General features: G+C 65.1%; 22 protein-coding genes and 1 pseudogene. 12 read left to right on the top strand and 11 right to left on the bottom strand.

Annotated features, from left to right (window positions below):
• Positions 1 to 109 precede the first annotated feature (109 nt).
• Both SCLO_RS16340 and SCLO_RS16335 read left to right on the top strand, forming a co-directional pair.
• The gene (locus tag SCLO_RS16340; RefSeq protein ID WP_066518384.1) at positions 110 to 1,552 is read left to right on the top strand and encodes a sigma-54-dependent transcriptional regulator; all 1,443 of its coding nucleotides are present in this window, start codon (positions 110 to 112) and stop codon (positions 1,550 to 1,552) included.
• A 91-nt stretch (positions 1,553 to 1,643) separates the two neighbouring features.
• Entirely contained in the window at positions 1,644 to 2,270 is a 627-nt protein-coding gene (locus tag SCLO_RS16335) for a hypothetical protein (protein ID WP_066518421.1), read from the top strand.
• On the opposite strand, the gene folP is transcribed toward SCLO_RS16335, so the two are convergent.
• Together folP and SCLO_RS16325 are read right to left on the bottom strand one after the other, a co-directional pair.
• A complete protein-coding gene (folP, locus tag SCLO_RS16330; RefSeq protein ID WP_066518415.1) occupies positions 2,267 to 3,394 on the bottom strand; it encodes a dihydropteroate synthase in 1,128 nt (375 codons plus the stop codon). The genes SCLO_RS16335 and folP overlap by 4 nt on opposite strands.
• Before the next feature lie 97 nt (positions 3,395 to 3,491).
• A complete protein-coding gene (locus SCLO_RS16325) occupies positions 3,492 to 4,616 on the bottom strand; it encodes a site-specific DNA-methyltransferase (protein ID WP_066518386.1) in 1,125 nt (374 codons plus the stop codon).
• Positions 4,617 to 4,904: 288 nt separating this feature from the next.
• On the opposite strand from SCLO_RS16325, the gene SCLO_RS16315 reads away from it, so the two are divergent.
• Complete coding sequence (locus SCLO_RS16315) at positions 4,905 to 5,249, top strand: ArsR/SmtB family transcription factor (protein WP_066518388.1); 345 nt, start codon at positions 4,905 to 4,907, stop codon at positions 5,247 to 5,249.
• 222 nt (positions 5,250 to 5,471) lie between these two features.
• Here SCLO_RS16315 and SCLO_RS16310 read toward each other — a convergent pair whose 3' ends face one another.
• Entirely contained in the window at positions 5,472 to 5,933 is a 462-nt protein-coding gene (locus SCLO_RS16310) for a hypothetical protein (RefSeq protein WP_066518390.1), read from the bottom strand.
• Positions 5,934 to 6,194: 261 nt separating this feature from the next.
• Here SCLO_RS16310 and SCLO_RS24425 point away from each other — a divergent pair.
• The 4 genes and pseudogenes from SCLO_RS24425 to SCLO_RS16290 form a co-directional block, all read left to right on the top strand.
• Positions 6,195 to 6,856, top strand: a pseudogene (locus SCLO_RS24425) (IS5 family transposase); the annotation flags it as partial.
• Between the two features lie 127 nt (positions 6,857 to 6,983).
• A complete protein-coding gene (gene ahpC / locus SCLO_RS16300; protein ID WP_066521157.1) occupies positions 6,984 to 7,547 on the top strand; it encodes an alkyl hydroperoxide reductase subunit C in 564 nt (187 codons plus the stop codon).
• A gap of 156 nt (positions 7,548 to 7,703) precedes the next feature.
• The gene (gene ahpF, locus SCLO_RS16295) at positions 7,704 to 9,290 is read left to right on the top strand and encodes an alkyl hydroperoxide reductase subunit F (protein WP_066521155.1); all 1,587 of its coding nucleotides are present in this window, start codon (positions 7,704 to 7,706) and stop codon (positions 9,288 to 9,290) included.
• Between the two features lie 189 nt (positions 9,291 to 9,479).
• Positions 9,480 to 9,785 carry a hypothetical protein gene (locus SCLO_RS16290; protein WP_066521153.1) on the top strand — a complete coding sequence of 102 codons (306 nt, stop codon included), beginning with the start codon at positions 9,480 to 9,482 and terminating at the stop codon, positions 9,783 to 9,785.
• A gap of 9 nt (positions 9,786 to 9,794) precedes the next feature.
• On the opposite strand, the gene SCLO_RS16285 is transcribed toward SCLO_RS16290, so the two are convergent.
• The 5 genes from SCLO_RS16285 to glmM all read right to left on the bottom strand — a co-directional run bounded on the left by SCLO_RS16285 (position 9,795) and on the right by glmM (position 13,551).
• Positions 9,795 to 10,487, bottom strand: coding sequence for a L,D-transpeptidase family protein (locus SCLO_RS16285; protein ID WP_083949193.1), 693 nt, complete (start codon positions 10,485 to 10,487; stop codon positions 9,795 to 9,797).
• Positions 10,488 to 10,636: 149 nt separating this feature from the next.
• A complete protein-coding gene (locus SCLO_RS16280) occupies positions 10,637 to 11,236 on the bottom strand; it encodes a ribonuclease HII (RefSeq protein WP_066521161.1) in 600 nt (199 codons plus the stop codon).
• Complete coding sequence (thiD, locus tag SCLO_RS16275; RefSeq protein ID WP_066521151.1) at positions 11,229 to 11,990, bottom strand: bifunctional hydroxymethylpyrimidine kinase/phosphomethylpyrimidine kinase; 762 nt, start codon at positions 11,988 to 11,990, stop codon at positions 11,229 to 11,231. Before thiD ends, SCLO_RS16280 begins: the two co-directional genes overlap by 8 nt.
• Positions 11,987 to 12,211 carry a DUF1272 domain-containing protein gene (locus SCLO_RS16270; protein ID WP_066521149.1) on the bottom strand — a complete coding sequence of 75 codons (225 nt, stop codon included), beginning with the start codon at positions 12,209 to 12,211 and terminating at the stop codon, positions 11,987 to 11,989. The genes thiD and SCLO_RS16270 overlap by 4 nt, the downstream gene beginning before the upstream one ends.
• On the bottom strand, positions 12,211 to 13,551 hold the full coding sequence (gene glmM, locus SCLO_RS16265) for a phosphoglucosamine mutase (protein ID WP_066521148.1): 1,341 nt from the start codon (positions 13,549 to 13,551) through the stop codon (positions 12,211 to 12,213). Before glmM ends, SCLO_RS16270 begins: the two co-directional genes overlap by 1 nt.
• A gap of 94 nt (positions 13,552 to 13,645) precedes the next feature.
• Here glmM and SCLO_RS16260 point away from each other — a divergent pair, with 94 nt between their 5' ends.
• Positions 13,646 to 15,046, top strand: a complete 1,401-nt coding sequence (locus tag SCLO_RS16260) for an alanine/glycine:cation symporter family protein (protein ID WP_066521145.1) — start codon at positions 13,646 to 13,648, stop codon at positions 15,044 to 15,046.
• Between the two features lie 42 nt (positions 15,047 to 15,088).
• On the opposite strand, the gene SCLO_RS16255 is transcribed toward SCLO_RS16260, so the two are convergent.
• From SCLO_RS16255 to rplM, 3 genes are all read right to left on the bottom strand, one after another.
• Positions 15,089 to 15,271, bottom strand: a complete 183-nt coding sequence (locus SCLO_RS16255; protein WP_066521142.1) for a CsbD family protein — start codon at positions 15,269 to 15,271, stop codon at positions 15,089 to 15,091.
• Between the two features lie 128 nt (positions 15,272 to 15,399).
• Positions 15,400 to 15,939, bottom strand: a complete 540-nt coding sequence (rpsI, locus tag SCLO_RS16250; RefSeq protein WP_083949192.1) for a 30S ribosomal protein S9 — start codon at positions 15,937 to 15,939, stop codon at positions 15,400 to 15,402.
• The gene (gene rplM, locus SCLO_RS16245) at positions 15,939 to 16,418 is read right to left on the bottom strand and encodes a 50S ribosomal protein L13 (protein WP_083949191.1); all 480 of its coding nucleotides are present in this window, start codon (positions 16,416 to 16,418) and stop codon (positions 15,939 to 15,941) included. The genes rpsI and rplM overlap by 1 nt, the downstream gene beginning before the upstream one ends.
• Positions 16,419 to 16,638: 220 nt before the next feature.
• On the opposite strand from rplM, the gene msrP reads away from it, so the two are divergent.
• From msrP to SCLO_RS23460, 4 genes are all read left to right on the top strand, one after another.
• The gene (msrP, locus tag SCLO_RS16240; protein ID WP_066521139.1) at positions 16,639 to 17,565 is read left to right on the top strand and encodes a protein-methionine-sulfoxide reductase catalytic subunit MsrP; all 927 of its coding nucleotides are present in this window, start codon (positions 16,639 to 16,641) and stop codon (positions 17,563 to 17,565) included.
• Positions 17,565 to 18,188 carry a protein-methionine-sulfoxide reductase heme-binding subunit MsrQ gene (locus SCLO_RS16235; protein WP_066521138.1) on the top strand — a complete coding sequence of 208 codons (624 nt, stop codon included), beginning with the start codon at positions 17,565 to 17,567 and terminating at the stop codon, positions 18,186 to 18,188. The genes msrP and SCLO_RS16235 overlap by 1 nt, the downstream gene beginning before the upstream one ends.
• A gap of 188 nt (positions 18,189 to 18,376) precedes the next feature.
• On the top strand, positions 18,377 to 20,416 hold the full coding sequence (locus SCLO_RS16230; protein WP_231923264.1) for a TonB-dependent receptor: 2,040 nt from the start codon (positions 18,377 to 18,379) through the stop codon (positions 20,414 to 20,416).
• Positions 20,417 to 20,581: 165 nt separating this feature from the next.
• Complete coding sequence (locus tag SCLO_RS23460) at positions 20,582 to 21,166, top strand: hypothetical protein (protein WP_066521135.1); 585 nt, start codon at positions 20,582 to 20,584, stop codon at positions 21,164 to 21,166.
• Positions 21,167 to 21,170: the final 4 nt, after the last annotated feature.

Genomic DNA, 21,170 nt, shown 5'->3' with positions numbered 1-21,170 from the left:
CTGCCTGCCTGCCCCTCAACCCGCAAAGCAACAAGAAAATCTTTCAGGTTAAGGGCGCCTTTACCCCCCTGCGCTAGACTTTGCCGCCTGTAGTGGAATGAGGGATGAGATGGCGCGCGACAGCGTTCCCATGTTGATGCTGATCGATGACGAGCCCGCGCAGCGCCGTCTGGTGTCCGCGCTGGCCGCGCGCGCCGGATGGCGCACGATCTTCGCAAACGACGGCGAAACCGCCATCGCGACGCTGGGCACGCAGGACGGGATGCGGCTGGACGCGATCCTGCTCGACCAATGGTGCCCGTCCTATGAACCGGCGGAACTGATCCGGGAATTGCGCGCGCGGCGGCCCGCCCTGCCGATCCTCGTGCTGACGGCCCATGACAATGTGGCGATGGCGGTCGAATCGATGCGCGCCGGGGCCACGGATTATCTGTCCAAGCCCATCGCGCCGGAAAGGCTGCTCGCCGCGCTCAACGCCACGCTGAGCGAGGACGACATCAATAGCGAACTGCGCCCCCTGACGGAGAAGATCACCGCGCCCCTCTCGTTCGAGGATGTAGTGGGGTCCGCCCCCCGCTTCCGCGCGGCGCTCGCCATCGCGGCCAAGGCGGCCCGCGCGCGCGTCCCCGTGCTGATCGAAGGCGAAAGCGGCGTCGGCAAGGACGTGATCGCCCGGGCCATCCATGCGGCCTCCCCCCGGCACAAGCAGGCGGTCGTGACGGTCAATTGCGGCGCCATTCCCGCCAATCTGGTCGAATCGGAGTTGTTCGGCCATGAACGCGGCGCCTTCACCGGCGCGTTCGAACGGCATATCGGCAAATTCGTGGCGGCCGATACCGGCACCATCTTCCTGGATGAAATCAGCGAAATGCCCTTCGAGGCACAGGTCAAGCTGCTGCGGGTGTTGCAGGACGGAGAGGTGCAGCCCATCGGCGCGCGCCGCCCGGTCCATGTGGACGTGCGCGTCATCGCCGCGACCAACAAGCGGTTGCTGGAGGAAATCGAGGCGGGGCGATTCCGCGAGGATCTTTATTATCGCCTGAACGTGGTGCAGTTGACCGTTCCCCCCCTGCGCGAGCGGATCGGGGATATTCCGGCGCTGTGCCGTCATCTGCTGGCGCGGATCGCGGAGCAGCCGGGACTGCGGAGCCTGGGCCTGACGGACGAGGCGCTGGCGTTGCTGATGCAGCATGAATGGCCGGGCAATGTGCGCCAGTTGCAGAACGCGCTGTTCCGCGCCGCCGTGCTGTGCGATGGCGACGCGCTGACGCCGCAGGACTTCCCCCAGATCGCCGCGCAGATCGGCGCGCGCGACGCCGTGCCGTCGATCCGCATGGCCTCCATCCGCCAGCCGCATCGCGAGGGCGCGGGCATCACCCTGTTCGAAGGCGACGGGCATGTCCGCCAGCTGGCCGAAATAGAAGCCGACGTCATCCGCCTGGCCATCGGCCATTATCGCGGACGCATGACGGAAGTCGCGCGGCGGTTGGGCATCGGCCGCTCGACGCTCTACCGGAAGCTCGCCGAACTGGGCATCGACAGCGCCGCCTGAGCGCCCGCATGTCCCGGCGCGAAGGCGCATCATCCCGAAGAAGTGCGGTGCGCCGTTGAAATATCGCGGCGGCTATGCTTTTGAGCAGGACATGAAAAGCGCATCCCTTGCCGCCTGCCTTCCCTTCCTCGCCCTGGTCGCCTGCGGGCGGGCGGAACCCGTGGGCGACATGCCCAGCCAGGAGGAGCTGGCCGCGGCCGCCAATGCCGCGGCCGCCAATGCCATCGCCAACCAGCAGAAGGCGGATGAAACCGAAAACCGCAATTATGTGAATGCGGAGCGCGGTTTTTCCGTCACCCTTCCCGAGGGCTGGGTGAAGGATGCCGCGGGCAGCAATGCGGACGGCGTGGTCTATGAAGATCCCGGCGCGGGCGCGGACGTGCGCGTCTTCTGGCAGAAGAATGACGGCGACCAGACGTTGCAGAAGATCGTGGAAGCGGCCAGCAACGGATCGGAAGGCGTCGACGGCGACTTCATCGGCGACAATGAATATCGCGGCACGGCGAATGACGGCGAGGGCAATAATATCGCCCTGCGCCTGCTGAAGCAGCCCGACGGCTCCATCGTCACGGCCACCTTCGTCTATCCCGAAATGCTGAGCGAGCAATATCAGGGTATCGCGGAAAAGTTGCTCGACAGCCTGCGGATATTCGCGCCCCGCAGCGAGACGCGGGAAGGCGCCAGCCCAACGGCAGCGGCCAACGCGTCAGGCAACTAAACCGCGCTCAACCCCGCATCGGCAAGCCCGCGCCAGAGTTGCAGGGCCTGCATGCTTTCCCTGACGTCATGGACGCGCACCATCTGCGCGCCCAGTTCCGCCGCGCGGAAGGCGAGCGCCACCGAGCCGCCGAGCCGGTCCGACGCGGGCGCCTCGTTGGAGAGCGCGCCGATGATCCGCTTGCGGCTGCCCGCGAAGAGCAGCGGGACGCCCAGCCCCTGAAAAATCGCAAGGCCGTTCACCAATGCCAGATTGTCGGCCAGTCCCTTGCCGAAACCAAGGCCCGGATCGACCATGATCCTGTCCCGCGCGATCCCGGCGGCGAGGCAGGCTTCGATCCGCGCCTCCAGCATGTCGAACACATCCGCGACGACATCGCCATAGCCCGCCGGATTTTCATGCGGATCGTCGCCCGCCGACGGCGCATGCATCAGGACCACCGGGCAGCCCGTCGCCGCCACGACCTCCATGCTCCGCGGATCGTGGCGCAGGGCGCTCACATCGTTGACGACCCTGGCCCCGGCGGCGAGCGCGGCCTCCATCACGGCCGCCTTGCGCGTGTCGACGGACACCGGCACGCCCGCCACCGCCAGACGCTCGATCACGGGCACGACACGGGCGATCTCGTCGCCTTCCCATATCTTCTGCGCGCGGGGACGGGTGGATTCGCCCCCCACGTCGACCAGCGCCGCGCCCGCCGCCGCCATGGCGAAGCCCGCGTCCGCCGCTGCCTGCGGATCGCCGGCATGCCGTCCGCCATCGGAAAAGCTGTCGGGCGTGACGTTCAGGATCGCCATCAGTTGCGGCGCGTCGAAACGGATCGTCTGATCACCAAGCGCCAGCGGCGCGCGCGGCGCGGAGATATTCGCGGCCAAGCACAGCGCCCTTTCCGCCAGCGGGTCCGGCAGGCCGGCGATGGCATCGGCGAAGCCTTCGACGGGGATCGTCACCCGCGCCAGCCGTTCGGCGCCCCGGCGCGCGGTCAGTTCATAGGCCTGGAACCAGACCAGCCCGCTCCCCATCCGCGCCGCCGCGCCGTCCGGCAGCCCGATGGGCGTCGCGACGAACCAGGCGGGGCGCAGATAAAGGCGCGCGTCGGCGGGAATGTTGGGCAAGGGAGGCATGGGCATTCCTTAGCCGTTCGCGCCGGGCGAAGCGAGACAGGAGCGCAACCGCGCGCCCCGGCTTCGCTCGAAGCGGACGGATGACGTGCGTTGCCGCTTAAGGTTCGTTCGCCAGCAGATAGGTCTGCCGCAGGGTATCGATCGGCAGGAGTTTCCCCTGCACCTCATGGTGCCAGAAGGTCCAGCCGTTGCAGCTCGGCGCATTTTGCAGGGTCGCGCCCATCTTGTGGATGGAGCCGCTGTCGCTGCCCACGGCCAGCGATCCGTCCGCGCGCACGACGGCCCGCCAGCGGCGCTTGCTGTCCGTCAGCACCGCGCCGGGTTGCAGATAGCCGGTTTCGACCAGGGTGCCGAAAGCGACCTTGGGCTGCGACTTGGCGCTTTGCATGATGGTGAGGGCGGATTCGTCGAGCGGCAGCGCGGCCTCGATCCGCTCCATCGCGACTTCGATATAGCTGTCCTCGCGCTCGATGCCGATCCATTTGCGGCCCAGGCGCTTGGCGACCGCGCCGGTCGTGCCCGTGCCGAAGAAGGGATCGAGCACCACGTCGCCGGGCTTGGTGCAGGCCAGCAGCACGCGGTAGAGCAGCGCTTCGGGCTTCTGGGTCGGGTGCGCCTTGTGCCCGTTGCGCTTCAGCCGCTCCTGCCCGCCGCAGATCGGCAGCACCCAGTCGGAACGCATCTGAAGTTCGTCATTCAGCGTCTTCATCGCCTTGTAGTTGAAGGTGTAGCGCGCGTCCTCGCCCTGGCTCGCCCAGATCAGCGTCTCATGCGCGTTGGTGAAGCGCGTGCCCTTGAAATTGGGCATCGGGTTCGCCTTGCGCCAGATGATGTCGTTCAATATCCAGAAGCCTTCGTCCTGCAAGGCCGTGCCGACGCGGAAGATATTGTGGTAGCTGCCGATCACCCAGATGGTGCCGTTGGGCTTCAGGATGCGGCGCGCTTCCTTGAGCCACGCCTTCGTGAAGCGGTCATAGGCGCCCAGCGTGTCGAACTTGTCCCAATCATTGTCGACCGCGTCGACGCGCCCGCCTTCCGGGCGGAACAGGTCGCCGCCCAGTTGCAGGTTGTAGGGCGGGTCGGCGAAGATCATGTCGATGCAGGCGTCGGGCAGCTTCGCCATTTCGGCGATGCAGTCGCCGCGCAGCAGCCGGTCCGCCTCGATCCCTACCGGCGCGACCGCCTTCTTCCGCCGCGTCGCGACGCGTTCCATCACACCCATGCAGCAACCCCCGTTGGTTTCGAGGCCCAGCGATGAGTCCTCAGGAGTCCGCCGTCAAGATCAGCGACTTATCCAGCGACCCTCACATAAAAGTTAACAGGAGGGAGAACGAACAGGGTAGCCACGATATGTTGAGTCTGCAAATGTCGGGAAGACTCCATATCGGGTGGTGTGGCGAAAAAGACTCAATGGGCCGGACCGGTGAAGTTTTTTTGGTTAACGCCGTTGGAAAGGGCAAAAACAGGCTTCGGGTTGACCTATTGATAACCCTATGGTTATTTTAAGGGGATGACAGCCGAACCCTATCGGGAAGATCGATCGACCCTTCGTGACGCCCTGTTCAAGGCGCTCTCCGACGGCACGCGCCGCGCCCTGCTCGAATATCTCGTTCGGGAAGGGGAACAGAGCGTCCATGCCCTCACCGGCGTCTCGGGCGTGTCGCAGCCCATGGTTTCCCGCCATCTGGGCAAGCTGAAACGCGCCGGTCTCGTCACGGCCCGCCGCGCCGGGCGGGAGACTTTCTATACCGCTCGCGCAAAAGGGCTGGCGCCGGTGGTTCAATGGATGGCCGTCTATGGCGCGCTCTGGTCGCAGCGTTTCACCGCGCTGGAGGATCTGGGCGACGGGGAATAGAGACAGGTTTTCGGAAGGCGCATGAGCGGTTTGCGGCCAGGAGCAGACTTTTACTCCTCCCCTTTGAGGGGAGGTGGCTGGCCGAAGGCCTGACGGAGGGGTATGCCCTATCGAGAAGGCACTACCCCTCCACCACCGCTTCGCGGCGGTCCCCTCCCCTCATAGGGAGAATTTGAATGTCTGCCTCCACCCGAAAATCGCCCGATAAGGAACGGGGAATGACTATCGGCAATAGCCTTCCCGATCAGGAATGACGATCAGGCATTCGTTCTTGTCCGCCAGATATTTGAAGCCTGTCTCGCTGCCTTTGCCGGGGCGAATCGCCAGATCCCGGCCATCGCGCACGAAACGGATCGTCGCGCCTTCGGCAATGCCGGTATAATCACCCTTCCGGTCCAGCGTATCCTGATTGGCGATGGCATAGTGACCGGGCTTTCCATCGGGCGAAGGCTGAATATCCAGGAACAGCCCTTCCGGCCCGGTCCAGCGTCCGACCCAATCGTCGGTCGGCAGGCGGGCGGCTTCGGGCGCATGATTGCCCAACGTATCCACATCCTCGATGGTTTCGACGGCGCCCGGCTGCGCGGCATTGTTGCCCGCGACATTTTCCGTGCTCTTGGCGCATCCTGTCAGGGCTATGGCGACAGCCATCGGAAAGGCCATGGAAAACCCGTGAAAGCGCATGATCTCCTCCTTGCAGCAATGGCTCTCCAACGCACCGAAGCGCCGGGAGTTCACAAGTTTGAAATGATCCGATCGATCAAATCAACATTCAATAATCGATTTTCTCTATCTGCAAGTCCGAGAAAACCAATTTCCCTCGACTCGCCCCGGTCCCTAGGTTTCGTGGACAAAGCTTGACTGGGGACTCGGTCGCTGATTCAAGGCTGGCTTTTGGAGGCAGCCTTGGGCGAGCGGATCGGCGTTACGGACGAAGAATGGGAAGTGATCGGGCCGCTGCTGCCGCCTGAGCACGGTCGTGGATGCCGCCCGGCGCAGGATAATCGCCCTTATTTCGAGGGCATGATGTGGATTGCGCGGACCGGCGCGCAATGGCGGCACCTGCCGGACGAGTATGGCAAGTGGAACAGCGTGTTCCGGCGCTATCGACGATGGGTCACGACCGGCGTGTTCGATGCCATGCTCGAGACGCTGGCCGAACTGGCGGGGCGCGACGCGGCCGCCGACATGATCGACAGCACGGTGGTCCGGGCACATCATTGTGCCGTCGGCATAAAAAGGGGACTCAGCAAACCGAGGCGCTTGGCCGATCGCGAGGCGGCTTCACGACGAAGCTCCACGCAAGGTGCGATGCCAGGGGCCTCCCCCTCGGCTTCGTGCTGACACCCGGACAGGCGCACGATGTGCAGGGCTTCGCCCCACTGTTCCGTATGATAACCGACCGGATCAAGGCCTTCCTGGCCGACCGGGGCTACGATGCCGATGCGATCCGCGAAGAGATCGAGGCGGCGGGTGTCGAGGCGGTGATCCCTGCCAAGGTCAACCGGCGCAATCCCGCCCCGCACGACCGCGCGAAATACAAATGGCGCAACCTGATCGAACGCCTGTTCAACAAACTCAAGAACTGGCGGCGCATCGCGACCCGCTACGATAAAACCAAAGAATCATACCTCGGCTTCGTAGCGCTCGTGTCAGTCAAACTCTGGATACCCTTTGTCCACGAAACCTACATGGGGCAGGCAACAGCAACCCAGAGAAGGAATTCGAAAGCTCATGGCTCTCATCAACACTCCCCTCCAGCCGTTCAAGGCGACCGCATTCAAGGAAGGCAAGTTCGTCGATGTCACCGACGCCGACGTGAAGGGCAAGTGGGCCGTCTTCTTCTTCTACCCGGCCGACTTCACCTTCGTCTGCCCGACCGAACTGGAAGACCTGGCCGACATCTACCCCACCCTTCAGGGCATGGGCGTGGAAGTCTATTCGGTGTCGACCGACACGCATTTCTGCCACAAGGCATGGCATGACACCTCGCCGGCCATCGGCAAGATCAACTATTATATGCTGGGCGACCAGAATCACGACATCTCCAACCAGTTCGGCGTGCTGCGCGAAGGCGTGGGCCTGGCGGATCGCGCGACCTTCGTGCTCGATCCGGAAGGCGTGATCCAGCTGGTCGAGATCACTCCTGAGGGCGTCGGCCGTAATGCCGCAGAACTGCTCCGCAAGATCAAGGCCGCCCAATATTGGGCCAGCCACCCCGGCGAAGTGTGCCCCGCCAAGTGGGAAGAGGGCGAAAAGACCCTCGCTCCCTCGCTCGACCTCGTCGGCAAGATCTGACGACCTTTCCCGCGGCCGGGCATCAGGGCATTGCCTGATCCCGGCGCGGCTTGATCTCTGACAGTTTCAGACCCAATCCTTTCGAGGGGCGCCTTGCCGTCCCTCGGAAACGGGCGGCTTATGCCCGCCCCTTCATGCAACGGAGCCAGTAAGACGATGTTGGACGCAAATCTCAAAGGACAGCTCAAGGGCTATCTGGCGAACATCACCCAGCCGATCGAGCTGGTGGCTTCGCTGGATGACGGCGCGAAATCGCGCGAGATGGAAGAGCTGCTGAACGAAATCGCCGAACTGTCGGACAAGGTGTCCGTGGCCCGCGCCGACGACGACAAGCGCAAGCCCAGCTTCATGATCCGCCGCGTGGGCACCGACATCGGCGTACGCTTCGCGGGGCTGCCCATGGGGCATGAGTTCACCTCGCTGGTGCTGGCGCTGTTGCAGGTCGGCGGCCATCCGTCGAAGGCGGCGCAGGACCTCATCCAGCAGATCAGGGATCTGGACGGCGATTTCGCGTTCGAAACCTATTTCTCGCTCTCCTGCCAGAACTGCCCGGACGTGGTGCAGGCGTTGAACCTCATGAGCGTGCTCAACCCCCGCATCAGCCATGTCGCCATCGACGGCGCGCTGTTCCAGCAGGAAGTCGACGAGCGCAAGGTGATGGCGGTGCCGACCGTGTTCCTGAACGGAGAGCCTTTCGCTTCGGGCCGCATGGAACTGGAACAGATCGTCGCGAAGATCGACAGCGGCGCGGCCGACCGCGCGGCGGAGAAGATCAAGGCTCAGGACCCCTTCGAGGTGCTGATCGTCGGCGGCGGTCCGGCCGGCGCGGCGGCGGCGATCTATGCGGCGCGCAAGGGCATCCGCACCGGCATCGCGGCGGAGCGTTTCGGCGGCCAGGTACTCGACACCATGGCGATCGAAAATTTCATCTCCGTCCCCCATACCGAAGGGCCGAAACTGGCCGCGCATCTGGAACAGCACGTCAAGGAATATGATGTCGAGGTCATGAACCTCCAGAAGGCCGCGAAGCTGATCCCGGCCAAGTCCGAAGGCGGCTATCATGAGGTCGTGCTGGAAAATGGCGCGTCCTTGAAGGGCCGCACCCTGATCCTCTCCACCGGGGCACGCTGGCGGCAGATGGGCGTTCCGGGCGAGGACGAATATCGCAACAAGGGCGTGGCCTATTGCCCGCATTGCGACGGTCCCCTTTTCAAGGGCAAGCGCGTGGCGGTGATCGGCGGCGGCAATAGCGGCGTCGAAGCGGCCATCGACCTTGCCGGCATCGTCGCCCATGTGACGCTGATCGAGTTCGACAGCCAGCTCCGCGCCGACGCGGTGTTGCAGCGCAAGCTCGCCAGCCTGCCCAATGTGAAGATCATCACATCGGCGCTGACGACGCAGGTGCAGGGCGACGGGAACAAGGTGACGGGCCTCAGCTACAAGGACCGCAACCATGGCACCGAGCATGACATCGAACTGGAGGGCATTTTCGTCCAGATCGGCCTGGTCCCGAACACCGAATGGCTGAAGGACAGCATCGCCCTGTCCCCGCGTGGCGAGATCGAGATCGACGCGCGCGGCGAAACCAGCCAGCCGGGCGTGTTCGCGGCGGGGGACTGCACGACGGTGCCCTATAAGCAGATCGTCATCGCCATGGGCGCGGGATCGACGGCGGCGCTGTCCGCCTTCGATTACCTGATCCGCCTGCCCGCCAGCGAGGAAACGGCTGCCGCTGCGGCCTGATCCGCCTCAACGGCGCGGAAATGTTGAAAAAGGGCGGCCGATTTCCCAAGGGATCGGCCGCCCTTTTTCAGTCTGGCCCCCGGATTCATCCATAATGCGCTCAAAGGAAAGGAAAATTTAAGCTTAATCTCTTTTTCACGATAATGCGCGATTCTCGTCGTCCTTGAGAGGGCATGAGCAGGTGTCGTCATGGCGCTATGGGCATATCGGAATGCGGAATGGCTGGTGGCCATCCATGCGATGGTCGACGATGTCTGCGTGCAGGATGGCGCGATGCCGCCGGGCCTGTTCGGCAATCTGACCCGGCTTGTGGACGGCGTCAGGTCAGACAGCCCCGACGACATGTTTCTCTCTCGCGCCGACGATATGCTGGTCGCCATCCATCGCCTGCGATCGGCAATGAGGCATCGATCCCCGCAAGCCGATCCCGCCGCCATCCGCAGGGAATTGGGACATATGTGCCGTGACTGGATGAGCGCGGCCCGCTTTTGCTGATACGCGCTGTCAGCGCATCAGCCGCGGCCGGAAAATGGCCGGATCGACTTTCAACGCCGGAACCCGTTCCGCCTTCCCCGCCGCCTGCGGCAAGGCGGGTCGTTCCGCCAGCACGGCTTCCTCGACCGGCGTGAAAGTGACGATGGCGCTGGAAGGGTCATTCGGATCTTCCAGCACCAGCGTGCCCACCATCAGGGCTGGGCTTAGCCGATCGGTCGTCACGTTCACCTGCGTTCCGATCCGCGTCAGGTCGAACAGCTTGCGGGCAAAGGCATGGGGCAGCCGGATGCAGCCATGGCTGGCCGGATAACCCGGATTATGCCCGGCATGGAGCGCGATGCCGTCCCATGTCAGCCTTTGCATGAACGGCATGGGCGCATTGCTGTAGAGGTTGGAGCGATGCCATTGCCGTTTTTGCAGGATGGGGAATTCGCCGGTCGGCGTCCGGTGGCCCTTCATCCCCGTGGAGACCGAAGCCGCGCCGATCAGCCGGTCGCCGTCATAGACATGCACCATCTGCTTTTCGATGCTGATGACCATGTAGATGGGACCGGCCCACGGCCCTTCGCTCAGCCAGCGATATTCGCCCGGAGCCAGCGCGATCGGGTCGGACGCCACCGGCGCTGCACGCGCAACCAGGGGCAAGGCGACACAGGCCGCGAAAGCCAGCAAGGGACAGAAGGCGCGCAGGGCGAAAGCCATAAGCCTTTTTTAACCATAAGCCGCCGGCGCGCCAGTCCGCGGTGAACGATTCGTCGCATCCGTCCCGGTGTAGGACAGGCTGGTGAACGTTTTATCTGGAGTTGGTCCTCATGAGGTGAGGCGCGCCGTGCTCCTGCCTGTTTCCATATTCAGAGCAGCAGAAGCTGCGCCACCGGCGCAAAGCTGCGGCGGTGCAATGGCGTCGGCCCATGTTCGCGCAGCGCCGCCAGATGATAGGCGCTGCCATAACCCTTGTTGCTTTCCCAGCCATAATGCGGGTGCAGCGCGGCGGCTTCCACCATCATCCGGTCGCGCGCTTCCTTGGCGATGATCGACGCGGCCGCGATGGACAGGCATTTGGCGTCCCCTTCCACCACGGCGGTGGCGGGCCAGCGCCAGTCGGGGCAGCGATTGCCGTCCACCAGCACATGGGCGCAATCCTCGCTTAACGCCTCCATCGCGCGCTTCATGGCGAGCATTGTCGCCCAGAGGATGTTGAGGCTGTCGATCTCTTCGACACTGGCGACGCCGACGCCCCAGCAAAGCGCCCGCGCCTTGATCTCTCCTTCTAGCACGGCGCGGCGGGCGGCGGTGAGCTGCTTGCTGTCGTTGAGGCCGTCCGGGCAATCCTCCGCGCGCAGGATGACGGCGGCGGCGACCACCGGCCCGGCGAGCGGCCCCCTGCCTGCTTCGTCCACCCCGGCGACGAGGCCGGGATGATGCCGCAGTTCATGCGTGAAATCAGGCATGGGCATGAAACCCGAAAGGCGCGCCCATCGGCCCATGCCCCTGCCCCAAGCCCGGCGCGAGCGTCAGCGCTTCCCGCACATATTGGCGCGCCCGTTCGATGGCGTCGATCAGGGCCATGCCCTGCCCCAGCCTGGTCGCGATGGCGCTCGCCAGAGTGCAGCCGGTGCCGTGGGTGTGGGGCGTGTCGATGCGGGTGTTGCTCCATGCCTTGACCACGCCTTGCGGGCCGATCAGCCGGTCGGTCAGCATCGGTCCCTCGCCATGCCCGCCCTTGGCAAGCACATGGGTGGCGAAGCGGATCGCCACATCCTTTCCGCCCAGCGCCTCCAGTTCCGGCAGGTTGGGCGTCACCAGCGCGGCGAAGGCCATGAGTCTCTCGAACGCCGCGACGGTCGCGTCGTCGGCCAGCGCCGATCCGCTGGTGGCGACCATGACGGGATCGAAGACGATGGGCACGCCCTCCAGCTTCGCCAGCCGGTCCGCGACGGCGGCGGCGGTCTGCGCCGATCCGATCATGCCGATCTTCACCGCGTCCACGCCGATGTCGCCGATGACGCTTTCCATCTGCGCCAGCACCATGTCGGTCGGCACGGGATGCACGCCCTGCACGCCCAGCGTGTTCTGCGCGGTGATCGCGGTGATCGCGGTCATGGCATGGCCGCCGAGCAGCGTGACGGTCCGTATGTCCGCCTGAATCCCCGCGCCGCCGCCACTGTCGGACCCCGCGATGATGAGGATGCGCGCGACGCTCACGCCTTGTACCGCCGCTCCGTCGAGGCGGGGTTGGCCGCCAGCGCCCTGCCCGTTCGCGTCGGACGGTCCATCAATTCGCCGCCACAATTGGGGCAACGGTCATCCAACGCCTCCGCACAGGTCGCGCAGAAGGTGCATTCGAAAGAACAGATGAACGCCCCCGGCTCATCGGCGGGCAGGCCTGCGCCGCAGCGTTCGCAATCCGGGCGCATCTCCAGCATCAGGCCGCCACCTTCTCCACCACCGCGCAGATGCGTTCGACGACATCGCGCACCTGCTCTTCCCGGTCGCCTTCGGCCATGACTCGGATCACTGGCTCCGTGCCGGACGGGCGGATCACCAGACGGCCCGATCCGGCCAGTTCCGCCTCGGCCTGCGCGATCACGCGCTTCACCTCGTCATGGTCCAGCGGCTTGCCGCCCGCGAAGCGGACATTCTTCAGAAGCTGCGGCACCGGGTCGAACTGGTGCAACACTTCGCTGGCGGGCTTGCCGGAGCGGACCAGCGCGGCCAGCACCTGCAAGGCAGCGATAGTGCCGTCCCCGGTGGTGGCATGGTCGGACAAGATCATATGGCCCGATTGCTCACCGCCGACATTGAAGCCGCCCTCGCGCATCCGCTCCAGCACATAGCGGTCGCCGACCTTGGTGCGCTCAAGGCCGATGCCCTGCCCGGAAAGGAACCGTTCCAGCCCCAGATTCGACATGACCGTCGCGACCAGCCCGCCGCCGCGCAGCGTCCCCTCCCGCGCCCAGTTGGCGGCGATTAGGGCCATGATCTGGTCGCCGTCGACGATATTGCCCTTCTCGTCCACCACGATCAACCGGTCCGCGTCGCCGTCCAGCGCGATGCCGATGTCCGCGCCGGAGGAAATCACCGTTTCCTGGCACAGCAGCGGCGCGGTGGAGCCGCAGCCGTCATTGATGTTCGTGCCGTTGGGCGTGACGCCGACGACGATCACCTCGGCGCCCAGTTCCCAGAGGGCGGAGGGCGCGACCTGATAGGCGGCCCCATTGGCGCAATCGATCACGATCCTGAGCCCGTCCAGGCGCAGGTCGGCGGGAAAGCTGGACTTGACCGCGTGGATATAGCGGCCGCGCGCATCCTCGACCCGGCGGGCGCGGCCGATGTCCTTCGACGCCGCGAGCGGAATGTCCTGATCCAGCAGCGCCTCGATTTTCAGTTCGTCCTCGTCGGAAAGCTTGTATCCGTCCGGCCCGAACAGCTTGATGCCATTGTCGAAATAAGGATTGTGGCTGGCCGAGATCATGACGCCCAGATCCGCGCGCATCGAATGGGCGAGCAGCGCGACGGCGGGTGTCGGGATCGGTCCGAACTGCACCACGTCCATGCCCACGGCAGTGAAGCCCGCAACCAGCGCATTTTCCACCATATAGCCCGACAGGCGCGTATCCTTGCCGATGACGACGCGGTGGCGGTGGTTGCCGCGCAGGAAGTGACGGCCCGCCGCCATGCCGACCTTCATCGCCAGGTCCGCCGTCATCGGCCATTGGTTGGTGCGGCCCCGGATGCCGTCGGTGCCGAAATATTGCCTGCTCATATGTTCTGACGCTGTCCCTGGCTGCGACGCAAAGTCATCGCCTCCATAGCAATCTTTGTTCGACTTTCCACCGGGCAGAGGTCAATCGGGACGGATGGAAAGATTCAATGCCTGGGTCGACGCGCTGTCCGGAGCGGTATTCTTCAAGGTGCCGGTTTTCGGGGCGCAGATCGAGTTGATCGTCCTCTACCTGGCGGCGCCGATGCTGTTCTTCACCCTCTGGCTGGGCTTTCCCAACGTGACGCAGGTGGGACGGGCGCTCCGCATCCTGCGGACCCAGCCGGACAAGGGCGAGGCGAAGGGCGATGTCAGCCAGTGGGCGGCGCTCTCCACCGCGCTGTCGGGGACGATCGGGCTCGGCAATATCGCGGGGGTCGCGGTGGCGCTGACCATGGGCGGTCCGGGCGCGATCCTGTGGATGTTCGTCATCGGCTGGTTCGCGATGACGGTGAAGATGGCAGAGGTCACGCTGGGCCTCAAATATCGCGTCTTCGACGATCGCGGCCATGTGCATGGCGGGCCGATGTATGTGCTCAAAGCCGTAGGCGCGGCACGGGGATGGCCGAAGACCGGGCTGATGCTCGGCGGGCTCTACGCCTTCTTCGCCCTGTTCGGCGCGATCCCGATGGTACAGGTCAACCAGAGCTTTGCGCAGGTGCAGGTGGTGACGGGCCTCAGCAATGGCTGGGCTTATGGGGTCTTTCTGGCCGGAGCCGTGGCGCTGGTGACGCTGGGCGGCGCGGCCTGGCTGGGCGAGGTGGCCAAGCGCCTGACGCCGCTCAAGGTGGCGGTCTATCTGGCGGGGGTGGCGGCGATCCTGCTGTTGCATGTGGACGCCATCCCGGCAGCGCTGGCGCAGATCTGGCAAGGCGCGTGGAGCGGCAGCGCGGCCACGGGCGGCGCGGTGGGCGCTTTCGTCGCGGGGATGCGGCGCGCGGTGTTCGCGAGCGAGGCGGGCGTCGGTTCCGCCGTCATGGCGCACAGCCTCGCGCGGGCGCGCCATCCGGTGTCCGAGGGGCTGGTCGCGCTGCTGGAACCGCTGCTCGGCACGATGATCGTCTGCGGCTTCGGCGGGCTGGCACTGGTCGTGGCGGGGACATGGAATACGGGACTGGAGGGGATCGCGATCACCTCCGCCGCCTTTGCTCAGGTGTCGCCATGGTTTCCGTGGCTGCTCGCCATAGTGGTCTTTCTTTTTGCCTATTCGACGCTGGTGGCATGGGGTTTTTATGGGTTGCAGGCCTGGGGCTATCTGTTCGGCAATGGGCCCAGGGCGCAGTGGAGCTACAAAATACTCTACATCATCGCCCTGCCTCCGGCCGCCGCCATCGACCTGGGCCGGGTGGTAGGGATCGTGGACAGCAGCTTTTTCCTGATGGCGATCCCCAATGTCATTGCCCTCTATCTGTGCGCGGGGGAATTGCGGCGGGACGTGCGGGACTATCTGAAGGACGAAGGCCGGCGCGCGACGGACGACAAAAAACCCCGCTCCTGACGGAACGGGGTTTTTCGCTGCTATGAATTTCGTAAGGGGGCGTCAGATCTTGTCGCCGAGCGCACCCTTGACCGATCCGGCCACGTCCTGAGCGGTGCCCTTGGCCTTCTGCGCCTTGCCTTCGGCTTCCAGGCGTTCATTGTCCGTCGCCTTGCCGATCGATTCCTTGACCGATCCGGCAGCCTTGTTGCCGGCAGCCTTCATCTTGTCCGTCATTTCACCCATGATCGTCTCCTTGCTAGGGGATGGCAGGTCAACGAACCGAAGCGGCCAGAGGTTGCCACCGAAACGGGAGTGCAATGAAAAAGGGCCGGAAAAAACCGGCCCCTTCCCAAATCCGATGATCGAACCGCTTAGCGCTTCGAGAACTGGAAGCTGCGGCGGGCCTTGGCCCGGCCGTACTTCTTGCGCTCGACGACGCGGCTGTCGCGGGTCAGGAAGCCTTCGGCCTTGACCGCGCTGCGCAGCGCCGGTTCGTACTTGCTGAGCGCCTGGGCGATGCCGTGCTTGACCGCGCCGGCCTGACCCGACAGACCGCCACCCTTGACGGTGGCGATCACGTCATACTGACCTTCGCGGTCGGTGACGCCGAAGGGCTGGTTGATGACAAGACGCAGCGTGGGACGCGCGAAATAGATTTCCTGGTCGCGGCCGTTGACCGTGATCTTGCCGGTGCCGGGCTTCACCCAGACGCGGGCGACGGCATCCTTGCGGCGGCCGGTCGCATAGGCGCGGCCGAGGCTGTCGATTTCCTGCTCACGCAGCGGCGCGGAAGGCTGGGCGGGAACGATGGGCGCGTCGGCGGCCGCAGCAGCGGCAGGCGCTTCCGCGACGGCGGGCGCGTTGACGGTCAGCGACGCGAGGTCGGACAGGGACTGGCGGTTATCGGACATTATGCACCCACCTTGTTCTTGCGGTTGCGCGATGCGAAATCGAGCACTTCGGGGTTCTGCGCTTCGTGCGGATGTTCGCTGCCTGCGAAGATGCGCAGGTTGCGCATCTGCTGACGGCCGAGCGGACCGCGGGGGATCATGCGCTCGACGGCCTTTTCCAGGACGCGCTCGGGGAAACGGCCTTCCAGGACCTTGGCGGGCGTGGTTTCCTTGATGCCGCCGGCATAGCCGGTGTGCTTGTAGTAGACCTTGTCGGTCAGCTTGCGGCCGGTGAACTTCACCTTTTCCGCGTTGATGATGATGACATTGTCACCGCAATCGACATGGGGGGTGAAGCTCGGCTTGTGCTTGCCGCGCAGGATATTCGCCACGGTCGAAGCGAGACGGCCGACGACGAGACCTTCCGCGTCGATCAGTATCCACTTCTTTTCGACCGTTGCCGGGGTCGCCGGCTTGGTGGTCTTCATCAGCGCCTTCATGGTGCCAATCTCCAGAATGAAATAGTGAACCGAACGCCTTTTCGGGCGATCGGAAGATGCGCGCTCATGACGGGTGGGGGGCGGGAAGTCAAGAGATTCGGCGGGATTCCGGACGGGTAAAATAATACCTTCCTGTCGAAGCGGGCAAAACAGAAACCCTTTCGTTCGTTCGGGCGTTCACCCATAATAAGCGGATGACCGCCAAGCTGGAGAGTCGCGCATGCTGATCCGGAACGCGCCCGACCTCAAGGACCATGACGTCACGGATCATGGCCTGTACCTGCGGCGCCGCGATTTCGTGCTCGGCGGCGTGGGAATGGGCGCGGCGTTGATGGGCGCGGGGCCCGCCCGCGCCGCGCCGCTCAAACATAGCCCCAACCGCATGCGGATCGACGAGGACAAGACCCCGCTGAAGGACGTGACCAGCTATAATAATTTCTACGAGTTCGGCACCGACAAGGATTCCCCCGCCGCCTATGCCGGGATGATGAAGACCCGGCCCTGGATCGTCACCATCGCGGGCCTTTGCGACAAGCCCGGCAAATATGGGATCGACGACCTGATCCGCCGCTTCCCGCTGGAGGAGCGCATCTATCGCATGCGCTGCGTCGAGGCGTGGTCGATGGTCATCCCGTGGATCGGCTTTCCCCTCGCCAAGCTGATCCGGGCGGTCCAGCCGACCAGCCAGGCCAGATATGTGGCGTTCCAGACCCTGCACGACCCCCGCCAGATGCCGGGGCAACGCAGCGATATCCTGCGATGGCCCTATCAGGAGGCGCTGAGGCTGGACGAGGCATTGAACCCGCTGACCCTGCTCGCCGTGGGCCTGTATGGGCAGACGCTGCCCAACCAGAACGGCGCGCCCATCCGTCTGGTCGTGCCCTGGAAATACGGATTCAAGGGCATCAAGTCGATCGTCCGCATCCAGTTCACGGCCAACCGGCCGAAGACGAGCTGGAACCTGCTGGCGCCGCGCGAATATGGGTTCTACGGCAATGTGAACCCTGCGGTCGATCATCCGCGCTGGTCGCAGGCAAAGGAACGGCGCATCGGCGAGTTCTTCCGGCGCAAGACCCTGCCCTTCAACGGCTATGGGGACCAGGTGGCGAGCCTTTATCGCGGGCTGGACCCGCGCACGCTCTATTGATGGCGGCCGCCATCACCGGCGGACGCGCCCATCGCATCGAATCCGCCTGCATATGGATATTGTGCGCCGCGCCCCTGCTCTTGCTCGTCCTGCAAGGATTGACCGGCGGGCTGACGGCCAATCCCATCGAGTTCGTGCTGAGGGAGCTGGGCGTCTGGGCGCTGCGGTTCCTCTGCATCACGCTGGCGATCAGTCCGCTGGCGCAAGGGGCGGGATGGTCGCGGCCGATGCGATACCGGCGGCGGATCGGCTTGTGGGCCTTCGCCTATGCCTGCCTGCACCTGCTGACCTATGTCGCGGTGGACCAGGAGTTCGATTGGCCGAGCATCCTCAAGGACATCGCCAAGCGTCCCTATATCACCATCGGCATGGCCGCCTTCCTGCTGCTCGTGCCGCTGGCGGTCACTTCCATCAACAGGGTCAGGCGAAAGATGCGGCCCCGATCCTGGCGGCGCCTGCACCGGGCCGTCTATCCGATCGCCGCCATGGGCGTGGTCCATTATTATCTGCTGGTGAAAGCCGATCATCGCGACCCCCTCTTCTATGCGGTGGTCGTCGCCCTGCTGCTGGCGGCGCGGTTCATGCCGAAACGCAGGGCGCGCCCGGCCCGCGCCCAAGGCTGAAGGCCAGCGCGCGCGGCGCGCGGCGTCCGTTTTTCCCCGTCATTTGTTCCGGTAAAAGGAACATTGTTACAGCGCCCTGCAACTGTAATGCCCCAGCGCGCAACCGTAATTAACATGGTTATGGCTCCCCGCCCTCCTAACCCGTCCCCCGCCAATGCAACGAACACGGCAAAGCTTCAGGAGGGGACGTGAAAGGGAAATTCATCATCAAGGCCATGGGGGCATCGACCGCAGCGATCGCGATCGCGGGAATCGCCGCGCCGTCGGCGATCGCACAGTCGCCCGCGGCCGATCCGGCGGACGGCAGGAGCGACATCGTCGTCACCGCGACGCGTTCCGGGGACGCGGTTCCCGCCCATCTGATCGGTTCATCGATCACGGTGCTGGACGATCAGGCGATCGAGAGCCGCCAGACCCGCGTGCTGTCGGACATCCTGCGCGACGTGCCGGGGGTGGCCGTCAACCGGACCGGCGCGATCGGCGGGTTCACCCAGGTGCGCATCCGCGGTTCGGAGGGCAATCACGTCCTGGTGTTCATCGACGGCATCAAGGCGTCCGATCCCTATAGCGGCGAATATGATTTCGGAAACCTGATCGCGGACGAAAATGCCCGCGTCGAGGTGCTGCGGGGGCAACAAAGTTCGCTTTACGGGTCCGACGCCATCGGTGGCGTCATCACCTACACCACCTTGTCCGGGCGCGAGGCGCCGGGCATCCGCGCACGGGCGGAGGCCGGTTCCTTCGGCACGATCTCCACGGCGGGACGGGTCGCCGGGACGGCCGGGGACAATGTCGACTACGCCCTTTCGGCGAGCTATCTGACGACGGACGGCTATCCTACCGCCCCGGCGGGCAACCGCGATCTGGGGTCGGACAATCTGGGCACGTCGGGCAAGCTGAACTGGACGCCCGCGCCGAACTTCAAGGTCACCGCCGTCGCGCGCTACAGCTATACCAAGGCCGACCTCAACGAACAGGCGATCGACGCCTCTTCCCCGGTCGTGCTGCGCTATCCGGTCATCACCACGATCGACACGCCCGGCCATTATTATCGCAACAAGGCGTTTTACGGGCTGGTCCGCGCCGAACTCAGCCTCTTCGACGACGCGCTGACCACGGCGCTTTCAGGACAGATCACCGACGCCAACCGGGACGCCTACAAGGCGTCGGGATACAGCTATGGCGATCGCGGCCGCCGGTATCGCGGCTCGTTCGAAAACACGGTGCGCTTCGGCAACGATCATGTGAAGAACCGCTTCACCTTCGCGATCGATGCCGAGCGGGAGGAATTCCGCAATGTCGATCCCAGCGGCTATGCCTTCACCGGCGAGCATCGGATCGACACCATCGGCTTCGTTTCCCAATATGACGTGACGGTCGACGACCGGCTGGCCCTGGGCGTGTCGGCCCGGATCGATGCGAACGACCGTTTCCGGGACGCCGCCACCTTCCGGGCGACGGGCAGCTATCTGTTCGACAGCGGGACGCGCATCCATGCGGCCTACGGGTCCGGGGTGAAGGCGCCGTCGGCAAGCGAATTGTTCGGCTATGTCGACGGGCGGTATATCGGCAATCCCGACTTGCAGCCCGAACGGTCGCGCGGATGGGAAGCAGGCATCGAACAGAGCCTGCTCGACGGCGGCCTGACGCTGGGCGCGACCTATTTCCGCAGCCGCTTCTACAACCAGATCGAAACCGCCGGGACCTTCGTCGGCGGGGTCTATCTCTCGACGAGTTTCAACAATGCCGTCGTTTCCCGGCAACGCGGCGTGGAAGCCTATGCGAACGCCCGCCTGGGCGACTGGCGCGTGGACGCGAGCTACACCTATCTGAAGGCGCCCCAGATCATCAACGCGCTGGTCGACCCCGCGCCGCTGGACGGCGCCTTCCAACCCGCCGTCCCGGTGGAGACGCAGGCCGCCCGCAGGCCCAGGAACATCGCCAGCTTCAATCTGAGCTATGCGCCTGAAGCCCTGCCCTTCTCGGCCACGCTGACGGTGCGCTACAATGGGAAGCAGGTCGATTACGCCTTCAACAGTCTCTATCAGCGCCTGCTGGTCGACATGAAGGCGTTCACGCTCGTGAACCTCAACGCGACATGGGACATCGGCAGGAAGGTCCAGCTTTTCGGCCGGGTCGAGAACCTGTTCGACGACCATTATCAGGAAACCTTCGGTTATGCGGCACCCGGCCGCGCCGCCTATGGCGGCGTGCGCCTGAAACTCTGACGGCCCCTCCCCCCTGGCGCGGTTCGATTGGGGTCGAACCGCGTCTTTTTTCATGGAGGCAAGGGAAATGGCGGGATGCGCCAGCAAAGACCCGCGACGGCATGGCGATCGCCGCCTTTCCGCCCTAAGGAGGCAGCATAGACCCGCCCGACGGAAGACCATGGCATGAATCCGGCCCTGTCCATCTCTCTTCTCTGGCTGCTGGCGATGCTGGGAGCCGCCGCGCATATGACGCCCGCCCGTTTGGCGCGCGCGGACTGGGCGCGCGCGCTGGCCGCCTATGCATCGGCCTTCTGGATCGCGACCATCCTTTCGCCGCAGCCCAACTGGATTGGCCTGCTGATCGGGACGGCGGCCTTCTGGCGGCTCATCGCGGGTCCGGCGGGACGCAGCGGCTCCGTCGTCGCGGGGGGCAGCGCGGCGCTGGCGGCCGCCCTGCAAATGGCGGGCGGGGTGCCGCTCTGGATCGCGGCGGCGCTGGGGCTGGCCGCGCTGTGCGCCGCCGGGCTGGCGCGCGGCGGCGCGGGGGAGGGCGGCGTCGCATTGCGCGAGCATGTGCTGGTCGTCGTCGCGCTGGCATCGCCGGCCATCGGCCTTGCGGCCGACGCGGCCTATGGCTGGCAGTCCGCCGTGATGCTCAACAGGACGGTCCAGCCGGCGGCCGTGCCCGCGCCGCCCGTCTGGGCGATCGCCATTCTCGTGCTGGCCGGAGCGGCCGGCGTCATCAGAGGGTTTTGGGTGAGACGATGAGATT

The organism is Sphingobium cloacae, assembly GCF_002355855.1.
Taxonomy (GTDB): Bacteria; Pseudomonadota; Alphaproteobacteria; order Sphingomonadales; family Sphingomonadaceae; genus Sphingobium; species Sphingobium cloacae.
This window is presented reverse-complemented; position numbering and strand designations above follow the sequence as displayed.

Bases quoted from the DNA above. Each gene is read 5' to 3' on its own strand.
- SCLO_RS16235 (WP_066521138.1), top strand. From the start codon at position 17,565: ATGGCGGCCGCCATCACCGGCGGACGCGCCCATCGCATCGAATCCGCC.
- SCLO_RS16335 (WP_066518421.1), top strand. From the start codon at position 1,644: ATGAAAAGCGCATCCCTTGCCGCCTGCCTTCCCTTCCTCGCCCTGGTC.
- rplM (WP_083949191.1), bottom strand. From the start codon at position 16,418: ATGAAGGCGCTGATGAAGACCACCAAGCCGGCGACCCCGGCAACGGTC.
- msrP (WP_066521139.1), top strand. From the start codon at position 16,639: ATGCTGATCCGGAACGCGCCCGACCTCAAGGACCATGACGTCACGGAT.
- SCLO_RS16255 (WP_066521142.1), bottom strand. From the start codon at position 15,271: ATGGGTGAAATGACGGACAAGATGAAGGCTGCCGGCAACAAGGCTGCC.
- SCLO_RS16325 (WP_066518386.1), bottom strand. From the start codon at position 4,616: ATGGGTGTGATGGAACGCGTCGCGACGCGGCGGAAGAAGGCGGTCGCG.
- glmM (WP_066521148.1), bottom strand. From the start codon at position 13,551: ATGAGCAGGCAATATTTCGGCACCGACGGCATCCGGGGCCGCACCAAC.
- SCLO_RS16290 (WP_066521153.1), top strand. From the start codon at position 9,480: ATGGCGCTATGGGCATATCGGAATGCGGAATGGCTGGTGGCCATCCAT.
- SCLO_RS16315 (WP_066518388.1), top strand. From the start codon at position 4,905: ATGACAGCCGAACCCTATCGGGAAGATCGATCGACCCTTCGTGACGCC.
- SCLO_RS16270 (WP_066521149.1), bottom strand. From the start codon at position 12,211: ATGCTGGAGATGCGCCCGGATTGCGAACGCTGCGGCGCAGGCCTGCCC.
- SCLO_RS16285 (WP_083949193.1), bottom strand. From the start codon at position 10,487: ATGGCTTTCGCCCTGCGCGCCTTCTGTCCCTTGCTGGCTTTCGCGGCC.
- ahpF (WP_066521155.1), top strand. From the start codon at position 7,704: ATGTTGGACGCAAATCTCAAAGGACAGCTCAAGGGCTATCTGGCGAAC.
- folP (WP_066518415.1), bottom strand. From the start codon at position 3,394: ATGCCTCCCTTGCCCAACATTCCCGCCGACGCGCGCCTTTATCTGCGC.
- ahpC (WP_066521157.1), top strand. From the start codon at position 6,984: ATGGCTCTCATCAACACTCCCCTCCAGCCGTTCAAGGCGACCGCATTC.
- SCLO_RS16340 (WP_066518384.1), top strand. From the start codon at position 110: ATGGCGCGCGACAGCGTTCCCATGTTGATGCTGATCGATGACGAGCCC.
- SCLO_RS16280 (WP_066521161.1), bottom strand. From the start codon at position 11,236: ATGCCTGATTTCACGCATGAACTGCGGCATCATCCCGGCCTCGTCGCC.
- SCLO_RS16260 (WP_066521145.1), top strand. From the start codon at position 13,646: ATGGAAAGATTCAATGCCTGGGTCGACGCGCTGTCCGGAGCGGTATTC.
- SCLO_RS16310 (WP_066518390.1), bottom strand. From the start codon at position 5,933: ATGCGCTTTCACGGGTTTTCCATGGCCTTTCCGATGGCTGTCGCCATA.
- SCLO_RS23460 (WP_066521135.1), top strand. From the start codon at position 20,582: ATGAATCCGGCCCTGTCCATCTCTCTTCTCTGGCTGCTGGCGATGCTG.
- rpsI (WP_083949192.1), bottom strand. From the start codon at position 15,939: ATGTCCGATAACCGCCAGTCCCTGTCCGACCTCGCGTCGCTGACCGTC.